We start from the raw sequence: 9,012 nt of genomic DNA on the forward strand, positions 1-9,012 counted from the left end.
GGGGGCCCCCCCCCCCCCCCTCCCCCGCTACACGCAAAACCCTCGCAGCATGTTGCCCCGGTGATTGCCGGGGCTTTTTTTTGCTGGGACTGAGGCGGTTCCGGAGCTGGGGCAAGGCGGGGAGCGGAGCCGGGACACGCCGTAAACCCCTCCCGCTGTGCTCCCACTTCGGAACAGGAACGCGCCGCACTTCAATCCACCTACCCCCGGCTAGAATGTGCGCATGAAAGCTCTGCACTCCTTCTTCCTTGCCGCCGCCCTGGCGCCGGCCCTGCTGTCCGTCTCCGCCCCCGCCCATGCCTGGGGCGCCCAAGGCCACCGCCTTGTCGCCGAAGTCGCCGACGCCCGTCTCAGTCCCGCTGCCCGCGCCGAAGTGGATCGCCTGCTGGCCACCGAACCGGACGCCACCCTGGCCAGCATCGCGCCCTGGGCCGACCAGCTGCGCGCCAAGGACCCGGGCCTGGGCCGTCGCTCGGCCGGCTGGCACTACGTCAACATCGCCGAAGACAACTGCCACTACGAAGCTCCGAAGCACTGCAAGAACGGCAATTGCATCGTCGAGGCGCTGAAGGCACAGAGCGCCATCCTCGGCGACCGCAGCCTGACCGACGGCGAGCGCCTGCAGGCGCTGAAGTTCGTCGTGCACCTGGTCGGCGACATCCACCAGCCGATGCACGCCGGCTATGCCCACGACAAGGGCGGCAACGATTTCCAGCTGCAGTTCGGCAACCGTGGTACCAACCTGCACTCGCTGTGGGACAGCGGCATGCTCAACACCCGCAAGCTGGACGACGCCGGCTATCTGCCGCTGCTGCAGCACCAGCGCGCGCCGAAGCTGGCGCGCCAGTCCAACCCGCAGCGCGACCCGCAGACGTGGGCCGAAGCCAGCTGCCGCATCTCCATGCAAGCTGGCGTTTATCCGGCCTCGCGTAAGATCGGTGATGAATACACCGAGCGCTATCGGCCGCTGGCCGAAGCGCAGCTGCGACTGGCCGGTGAAAACCTGGCGCAGTTGCTGAACCGCGTGCTCGGCACGCGCTGAGGAGCATGCAAATGGCGGTCCAGGTGCAGTCGTTCTTCCACCGTGACAGCAACACCTTCAGCTACCTGGTCAGCGACCCGGCCAGCAGCGAGGCAGCGCTGATCGACCCGGTGCTGGACTACGACCCGGATACTGACGCCAGCAGCGAATCGCCGTTGCACGCCGCGTTGCAGGCCATCGAGCAACAGGGCCTGCAGCTGCGCTGGCTGCTGGAAACCCATGCCCACGCCGACCACGTGTCGGCCGGGCGCCGGCTCAAGCAGCACTTCCCGCAGGCCACGCTGGCCATCGGCGAAGGCATCCGCGCGGTGCAGGCCACTTTTGCGCCGCGCTACGGCCTGCAACTTCCTGCTGCGGATGAAATCTTCGACCACCTGTTCAGCGATGGCGAAATCTTTGCGCTTGGCGAACTGCGCGGCCAGGTGATCGCCGTGCCCGGCCACACCAGCGACAGCATCGCCTACCTGATCGGCGATGCGCTGTTCACCGGCGACTCGCTGTTCATGCCCGACGGCGGCACCGCCCGCTGCGATTTCCCGGGCGGTGATGCCGCGCAGCTGTACCGCTCGATCCAGCGCCTGCTGGCGCTGCCCGATACCACGCGGGTTTTCGTCTGCCACGACTACGGCCCGGGCGGCCGCGACTTTGCCAACGAGACCACCATCGGCGAACAGCGCGCGCACAACATCCATGTGCACGATGGCGTGGCCGAGGCGGAGTTCGTCAGCGTGCGCCAGGCCCGTGATGCCACGCTGGAAGAACCCAAGCTGATGCAGCCGGCAGTGAAGGCCAACATCCAGGGCGGGGCCTGATCGACGCTGCGGTGCTCGCCGGGCCTGGCCCGGCGCTACCGGTTTCCGTCAGGCGTCGCGCGCCTCATTTGCCCTGCGTGCGCACCACATGCTGGCCCTTCACGATCTCGAAGGTGAAGGCGTACTGCAGGGTGACCGCCACCGGCTCGACGCGCTCTGCACCCCGGCAGTCACCGCGATCCGCCGGTACCGTGCCCGGTGCGAAATGGCAGACCGCTGCGGACGAGTACTTCCACATGGCCACCGCGTCCTGTGCCGCCTGCAACAGAGGCGCGTTCTCAGGTGCAGCACCGGCTGCGCACTCATGGCGATCGGTCAATGGAAGGCTACGCTCCACGCCTCCATTGGCGTCCACCACTACCTGCAGGCAGATGGTGGTCGGCGCCAGTTCCGCGCGCGGATCACGATCGCCGACCTCCGGGTCCGGTGCTGCGTACAGCTGCGGCATCCGGTAGCCCTCGCTGGCGCCCAGCGAATACGCCTGCACCTGTCCGCCGTCGCCCGCCGCCTCCGGTCGCAGCCGTTGGTGGCCGACACTTTCATTGCGGGTATCAACCGTGGTCAGGTGTTGCTGGCTCGCGCATCCCACCAGCAATGCCGCCAGCAGCAGCGATGCAGACTTCACTGGGTGTCCTCGGTGTCGTCCATCGCAAAGGTGATCGGAATACGCACGGCAGCGGCCACCGGTTTGCCGTTCTTCATCGCAGGCCGGTATGTCCAGCTGCGCGCAGCCGCCACCGACACCGCATCGAACACGCCCGGATTGGTGGCGCTGAGCACGCGCACCTCGGTGGGCTGTCCCTGCGCATCCACCTCTACGCGCAGGTTCACCACGCCCACCTGGCGCTGTTCGATTGCAGACTTCGGATAGGACGGCGGCGGCATCTTGTCGACCTGGACGGGTCGGTCCAGCCCGGCCCTGGCTGCGTCTTCCTGAGCGTGTTCAAACGGCTCGGCCCCGATCCTCGGCGCTCCCGCCGTACTGCCCTGGCTGGCCCATGCCACCGCTCCCATTCCCAGGCAAAGGCCGACCACCAGCACCTGACCCGACACCCACGGCAATGCCTTCCGCTTGGACTGCTTCAACATGGCGATACGCTCCTTCAACACGGGTTGGCTGCGCCAATGGCAGACCGCGGGCGCGACCGGATGGACCAGCTGCGCCTTCAACAGCGTGCTGGCGTAGAGGCCGCGCAGCGCAGGCTGCGGGGCCATGGTGCGGGCATCGCAGGCCAGTTCCTGCTCGCGCAGGAAACGGCGTGCGGCCCAGGGCAACAGCGGGTGGAACCAGAACACCGTGCGCATCAGCAGCAGCGCACCGTTGGCCCAGTGGTCACCATTGCGACGGTGGCTGCGCTCGTGCTGCAGGATCAGGTCCTGCTCCTGTGCGCTGAACTGCCGGTCGAACGCCGGGCCGACCACGATGCGCGGCCGCCACAGGCCAACCAGCGCCGGCAGCCCGGGATCGCCGCTGGCCTGCCAGCTGCCATCGGCACGCGGCCGCAGCGGGCCCATGTGCCGCTCGAAGCGCCGCTGTGCACGCAGCTCGCGCAGCAGGCAGACGCCCATCCCCAGTGCCCAGGCCACCAGCAGCAGAGCGGCCCATGGCAGCGCATGACCGCTCGCGCCCTCGAGGGCGCCCGGCATCACCTTCAGCGGCAGCGTCGGCACCTGCTGCAGCAATGCAACCCGGGGCAGCGGCAACAGCAGCGCCACCATCAGCAGGGGCAGCAGCCACCAGCTGCGATAGGCCAACCCCGCGCCCCCCAACCGCACCAGCAAGGGCCGCAGCGTGGCCAGCACGACCACGCCCACCGCCAGCCACAGGCTGGCCTGCCACAGTCCGTCGAGCAGCTCAGTCATGGTCCAGCTCCTGGATCAGCTTCTTCAGTTCGGCGATGTCCTGCGCGCTCAGCTGGCCGCGTTCGCTGAAGTGCGCCACCAGCGGTGCCACGCGGCCTTCAAAGACGCGGCCGATGAAGTCCTGGCTCTGTGCCTCCACCCACGCCTGGCGCTGCAGCAGCGGCCGGTAAAAATAGCGCCGGCCATCGCGCTCGGCGGCGATCGCGCCCTTGGTCAGCAGGCGGTTGAGCAGGGTCTTGATGGTCGGCTCGGCCCAGTCGCGGTGGGCCAATGCGGCCACCACCTCGTCGGCACTACGCGGTGCCTGCTGCCACAGCACCTCCATCACAACAGCTTCGGCTTCGCTGATCGGGGTCATTGTTTACGTCCGTAATCGACAAATTGATTACGCGCGTAATCGAACCTCATGTCAAGCCCCTCGACTCCAGGTTCATCCCGGCTGCGCCAGCATCGGTCCTTCCCGCCCCAGGCCCCCGGATGAAAGCGCTGCCCAAGGAAGATTTCCCGGTCGAGCAGGCCCGCCGCTTCCTCGAACCCGGCCCGATCGTGCTGGTCAGCACCGCGTGGCGCGGCCAGCGCAACCTGATGACGATGGGCTGGCACATGGTGATGGGCTTCTCGCCTTCGCTGGTCGCCACCTACCTGTGGCACGAGAACCACAGCCACGCATTGGCGCGCGGCAGCGGCGAGTGCGTGATCAATGTTCCCGGCGTGGAGCTGCTCGATACGGTCGTGGACATCGGCAACTGCAGCGGCCGCGAGGTCGACAAGTTCGCCTGTTTCGGGCTCGATGCACAGCCCGCGCGCGAGGTCGGTGCGCCGCTGGTCGGGCAATGCCATTCGTGCTTCGAGTGCCGCCTTCATGACGACAGCCAGGTGGAATCAAGCAACCTGTTCATCTGGGAAATCGTGCGGGCCCATGTTGCACCACGCCCAAAGCTGCCGCGCACGGTGCATTACCGGGGCGATGGGCAGTTCATGGTGTCTGGCGCCGAAGTCTCGCGTCGACGGCGGTTCAAGCCCGACATGCTGTAATGCCGGCACTCCCCCCAGACGCAGGACCGCCGCGCATGACCGAACACCTCACCGACCTGGACGCCGCTGTCGACTGGTTGTTTGCGCGCGTGGACGGGCCGCTGCGGATCGGGGCGCCGCTGGCACTGGGCAAGCCGCACCGGCTGCTCAATGCCCTGTATGCACGCGTCGAGCAGGATCCGTCGCGGCCGCTGCAGCTGTATACCGCGCTGTCGCTGAACCCGCCGAAGGCGCGCGGCAACGGCCTGGAAGCGCGTTTCATGGCGCCGTTCGCGCAGCGTCACTTCGGCGATGATTTTCCACGCCTGGCCTATGCCGATGCGATCGCCCGCGACGCGTTGCCGGCACATGTGCAGGTGGAAGAGTTCTACATGCAGTCCGGCGCCCTGCTCGGGTCGCGGCAGGCGCAATCCAGCTATACCAGCCTGAACTACACCCACGCCGCCGATGCGGTCGCCCAGCGCGCGCCGCAGGTGATCGTGCAGAAGGTGGCGATGCGCCCGGATGACCGCCGGCTCTCGCTGTCGTGCAACAACGACATCACCCAGGACACGCTGGATGCCATCGCCGCGCGCGGGCTGCCGCGCCCGCTGCTGGTCGCCGAGATCGATCCGCAGCTGCCCTACCTGGGCGGCTCGGCCACGGTCGATGTGTCGTTCTTCGATCTGGTGATCACCCCGCCGCCGCCGTACCCGGCCCTGTTCGGCCTGCCGCGGCAGCCGGTTGCCGATGCCGACTATGCCATCGGCCTGTATGCCAGCACCCTGGTGCGCGATGGCGGCACGCTGCAGATCGGCATTGGTACGCTGGCCGATGCGCTCAGCCACGCACTGGTGCTGCGCCATACCGACAATGCGCGCTATCGCCGCGTGCTGCATGCACTCGACCCACAACTGGCCAGCCATCCGCTGGTGCAGGAAATCGGCGGCCTGGACCCGTTCGAAGTAGGCCTGTACGGCTGCAGCGAGATGCTCAACGAAGGCTTCCGCCGTCTGGTGCAGACCGGCGTGATCAAGCGCAAGGTGCACGACGATCTCGCGCTGATGCAGCGCATCGAGAACGGCAGCACGCTGTCGATCGACCATGCCACGCTGGCTGCCGAGGGCGAGTACCTGCACGGCGCGTTCTACCTCGGCTCGCCGGAGTTCTACGAATGGCTGCGCACCCTGCCGGAAGACGAATGCCGCGCGATCGGCATGCGCCGCATCAGCGAGATCAACCAGCTGTACGGCGGCAACGAGACGCTGGAGCGCCTGCAGCGCCGCCATGCGCGCTTCTTCAACTCCTGCATGATGGCCACCGCGCTGGGCGCGGCGGTGTCGGATGCGCTGGACGATGGACGCGTGGTGTCCGGCGTGGGCGGCCAGTACAACTTCGTGGCGATGGCACATGCCCTGCCGGAAGCCCGCAGCGTGCTGATGTTCCGCGCCGCGCGCGACGACAAGGGCCAGCGCGAATCCAACGTGCGCTGGAACTATGGCCACACCACCATCCCACGCCACCTGCGCGACATCTACCTCAACGAATACGGCATTGCCGATCTGCGCGGATTGACCGACGAGGACTGTGTGCAGGCGATGGCCGCGATCACCGAGGCACCGTTCCAGGCCGGCCTGCTGCAGCAGGCGCACGCCGCGCGCAAGCTGTTGAGGGCCACGCCGCCGGATCCCGAACGCCTGCAGCGCAACACGCCGCAGTCACTGGCCGCGGCACTGGCACCGTTCCGCGCCGATGGCAGCCTTCCGGACTATCCGCTGGGCAGCGACTTCAACGAGATCGAGCAGGTGCTGGTGAAGGCGCTGGGCTGGCTGAAGGCCAACACGCAGACCCGTGGCGACAAGCTGCGCACCGTCTGGGCAGCGCTGCGCCAACCGGCTGGTGATGGCGATGCGGTGTACCTGCAGCGCATGGGCCTGCAGGCACCGAAGGATTTCGCCGAGCGCCTGGACGCACGCCTGCTGCGCCTGGCGCTGGCACGCACCGCCTGAAAAAAGGGGACGGAGGGGATTAAGTCGCATGTGCACAAACGACTTGATCCCCTCCGTCCCCTTTTTTCTGCGGCAAAGAAAAGGCCGGCGTGTGCCGGCCTTTCCCTTGTTACACCGCGAGGCGGTTTACAGCGACTTCGCCGCTTCCACCACGTGGGCGGTGGTGATGCCGAAGTGCTTGTACAGCTGGTCGGCCGGGGCCGAGGCGCCGAAGGTGTCGATACCGATCACCGCACCGTCCAGGCCGACGAACTGGCGCCAGAAGCCGGTGACGCCGGCTTCCACGGCCACGCGCTTGCGCACGGCGTTCGGCAGCACCGATTCACGGTAGGCCGCATCCTGGCGCAGGAACACGTCGGTGGACGGCATCGAGACCACGCGGGTCTTGAGGCCGGCCGCATCCAGCTGGGCCTTGGCTTCGGTCGCCAGCGAGACTTCCGAACCGGTGGCGATCAGGATCACATCCGGGGTACCGGCGGCATCGGCCAGCACGTAGCCACCGCGCTCGATCTGGGCGATCTGCTCGGCGTTGCGCGGCTGGTGCGGCAGGTTCTGGCGGCTGAACACCAGGCAGCTCGGGCCGTCCTGGCGGGTGATCGCAGCCTTCCAGCTCACTGCCGACTCGACCGCATCGCACGGACGCCACACATCGTTGTTCGGGATGTAGCGCAGCGAGGCCAGGTGCTCCACCGGCTGGTGGGTCGGGCCGTCTTCGCCCAGGCCGATCGAGTCGTGGGTGTAGACGTGGATGGCGTGGGCCGGGATCAACGCGCTCATGCGCACGCCATTGCGGGCGTAGTCGCTGAACACCAGGAAGGTGGCGTCGAACGGAATGAAGCCACCGTGCAGCGCCAGGCCATTGGCGATCGCGGTCATGCCGAACTCGCGCACGCCGTAGTACACATAGTTGGCGTTGGCGTCGTCGCTGGCGACCGACGTGCTGCCCTTCCACAGGGTCAGGTTGGAGTGCGCCAGGTCAGCCGAACCGCCAACGATTTCCGGCAGCAGCGGGGCGAAGGCTTCGATGGCCAGCTGCGAGGCCTTGCGCGAGGCGATCGTCGGGCCTTCGGCGGCCACCTGGGCGATATAGGCATCGGCCTTGGCGACGAAGTCGGCCGGCAGCTCGCCGTGCGAACGGCGGGTCAGCTCGGACGCTTCCGCCGGATACTGGCTGGCGTACTTGTCGAACAGCTGCTCCCACTCGGCCTGGCGCAGGGTGCCGGCGCCATTGGCGCGCCAGCCGTCGTAGATCGCCTGCGGGATCTCGAACGGACCGTATTCCCAGCCCAGCTGCTTGCGGGTGGCTTCCAGTTCGTCCTTGCCCAGCGGTGCGCCGTGGCTGGATTCCTTGCCCGCCTTGTTCGGCGAACCAAACCCGATGGTGGTGCGGCAGCAGATAAGGGTCGGCTTGTCGCTCTGCGACAGCGCGGCCTCGATGCCGGCCTTGATGCTTTCCGGGTCGTGGCCATCAACGTCGCGGACCACGTTCCAGCCATAGGCTTCGAAACGTTCCGGGGTGTTGTCGGTGAACCAGCCCTCGACGTTGCCGTCGATGGAAATGTGGTTGTTGTCCCAGAAGCAGACCAGCTTGTGCAGGCCCCAGGTGCCGGCCAGCGACGCCGCTTCATGCGACACGCCTTCCATCAGGCAGCCATCGCCCATGAACACCCAGGTGCGGTGGTCGACCACTTCCAGCTCCGGGCGGTTGAAGCGCTGTGCCAGCAGCTTCTCGGCCAGGGCAAAGCCCACGGCGTTGGCGAAACCCTGGCCCAGCGGGCCGGTGGTGGTTTCCACGCCCGGGGTCTCGTGGCGTTCCGGGTGGCCGGCGGTGTGGCTGCCCAGCTGGCGGAACAGCTTTAGCTGCTCGATCGGCAGGTCGTAACCGCTCAGGTGCAGCAGCGCGTACTGCAGCATCGAACCGTGGCCATTGGACAGCACGAAACGGTCGCGGTTGAACCAGTGCGGGTTGCTCGGGTTATGGCGGAGGTAGTCGTTCCAGAGGACTTCGGCGATGTCGGCCATGCCCATGGGCATGCCGGGGTGGCCGGACTTTGCGGTTTCAACCGCATCGGCGGCAAGGAAGCGGATGGCGTTGGCCAACTGGCGACGGGTAGGCTGCGTCATGGTTCTGTCGGAATCGGGAGGCGGCCGCGGACGTGCGGGCGGCCTATTGTCCCATAGTCACCGGGCAGGGGTCAGTTCCAGCTTGCCCGGTCGTGCCGGCCGCTGGCCGGCAGTTGCGCAGAATTCAATGAAGATCATGAGGTTGCCG

Annotated in this window: 8 protein-coding genes; 4 read left to right on the forward strand and 4 right to left on the reverse strand. The window is 67.4% G+C overall.

Annotation, left to right across the window (positions count from 1 at the left end; genetic code table 11):
* Positions 1-223: 223 nt before the first annotated feature.
* Positions 224-1,042, forward strand: a complete 819-nt coding sequence (locus O0J73_RS19830; RefSeq protein WP_006465710.1) for a S1/P1 nuclease — start codon at positions 224-226, stop codon at positions 1,040-1,042.
* Positions 1,043-1,053: 11 nt separating this feature from the next.
* Positions 1,054-1,854: an MBL fold metallo-hydrolase gene (locus O0J73_RS19835; RefSeq protein WP_308309445.1), complete on the forward strand. Its 801-nt coding sequence runs from the start codon at positions 1,054-1,056 to the stop codon at positions 1,852-1,854.
* Positions 1,855-1,918: 64 nt separating this feature from the next.
* Here the strand turns inward: O0J73_RS19835 and O0J73_RS19840 are convergent, their stop codons facing one another.
* From O0J73_RS19840 to O0J73_RS19850, 3 genes are read right to left on the reverse strand one after another with little or no spacing between them, the layout of a single operon-like run.
* Entirely contained in the window at positions 1,919-2,479 is a 561-nt protein-coding gene (locus tag O0J73_RS19840) for a hypothetical protein (protein WP_049458198.1), read from the reverse strand.
* Positions 2,476-3,717, reverse strand: coding sequence for a TonB family protein (locus tag O0J73_RS19845; RefSeq protein WP_308309446.1), 1,242 nt, complete (start codon positions 3,715-3,717; stop codon positions 2,476-2,478). The genes O0J73_RS19840 and O0J73_RS19845 overlap by 4 nt, the downstream gene beginning before the upstream one ends.
* Positions 3,710-4,075: a BlaI/MecI/CopY family transcriptional regulator gene (locus tag O0J73_RS19850; RefSeq protein WP_006465755.1), complete on the reverse strand. Its 366-nt coding sequence runs from the start codon at positions 4,073-4,075 to the stop codon at positions 3,710-3,712. The genes O0J73_RS19845 and O0J73_RS19850 overlap by 8 nt, the downstream gene beginning before the upstream one ends.
* 119 nt (positions 4,076-4,194) lie before the next feature.
* Here O0J73_RS19850 and O0J73_RS19855 point away from each other — a divergent pair, with 119 nt between their 5' ends.
* Positions 4,195-4,752 (forward strand): flavin reductase family protein, encoded by a 558-nt coding sequence (locus O0J73_RS19855; RefSeq protein WP_006465757.1) that lies wholly within the window; start codon positions 4,195-4,197, stop codon positions 4,750-4,752.
* Positions 4,753-4,787: 35 nt separating this feature from the next.
* Positions 4,788-6,740: an acetyl-CoA hydrolase/transferase C-terminal domain-containing protein gene (locus O0J73_RS19860; RefSeq protein ID WP_308309448.1), complete on the forward strand. Its 1,953-nt coding sequence runs from the start codon at positions 4,788-4,790 to the stop codon at positions 6,738-6,740.
* A 126-nt stretch (positions 6,741-6,866) separates the two neighbouring features.
* Here O0J73_RS19860 and tkt read toward each other — a convergent pair whose 3' ends face one another.
* Positions 6,867-8,864, reverse strand: a complete 1,998-nt coding sequence (gene tkt / locus O0J73_RS19865; protein ID WP_308309449.1) for a transketolase — start codon at positions 8,862-8,864, stop codon at positions 6,867-6,869.
* Between the last annotated feature and the right edge of the window lie 148 nt (positions 8,865-9,012).

Origin of the sequence: Stenotrophomonas sp. Sm6012 (genome assembly GCF_030985895.1) — a bacterium.
GTDB lineage: Bacteria > Pseudomonadota > Gammaproteobacteria > Xanthomonadales > Xanthomonadaceae > Stenotrophomonas > Stenotrophomonas forensis.

Coding starts and splice junctions, on each gene's coding strand:
- O0J73_RS19830 (WP_006465710.1), top strand. CDS start 224: ATGAAAGCTCTGCACTCCTTCTTCCTTGCCGCCGCCCTGGCGCCGGCC.
- O0J73_RS19835 (WP_308309445.1), top strand. CDS start 1,054: ATGGCGGTCCAGGTGCAGTCGTTCTTCCACCGTGACAGCAACACCTTC.
- O0J73_RS19845 (WP_308309446.1), bottom strand. CDS start 3,717: ATGACTGAGCTGCTCGACGGACTGTGGCAGGCCAGCCTGTGGCTGGCG.
- O0J73_RS19850 (WP_006465755.1), bottom strand. CDS start 4,075: ATGACCCCGATCAGCGAAGCCGAAGCTGTTGTGATGGAGGTGCTGTGG.
- O0J73_RS19855 (WP_006465757.1), top strand. CDS start 4,195: ATGAAAGCGCTGCCCAAGGAAGATTTCCCGGTCGAGCAGGCCCGCCGC.
- O0J73_RS19860 (WP_308309448.1), top strand. CDS start 4,788: ATGACCGAACACCTCACCGACCTGGACGCCGCTGTCGACTGGTTGTTT.
- tkt (WP_308309449.1), bottom strand. CDS start 8,864: ATGACGCAGCCTACCCGTCGCCAGTTGGCCAACGCCATCCGCTTCCTT.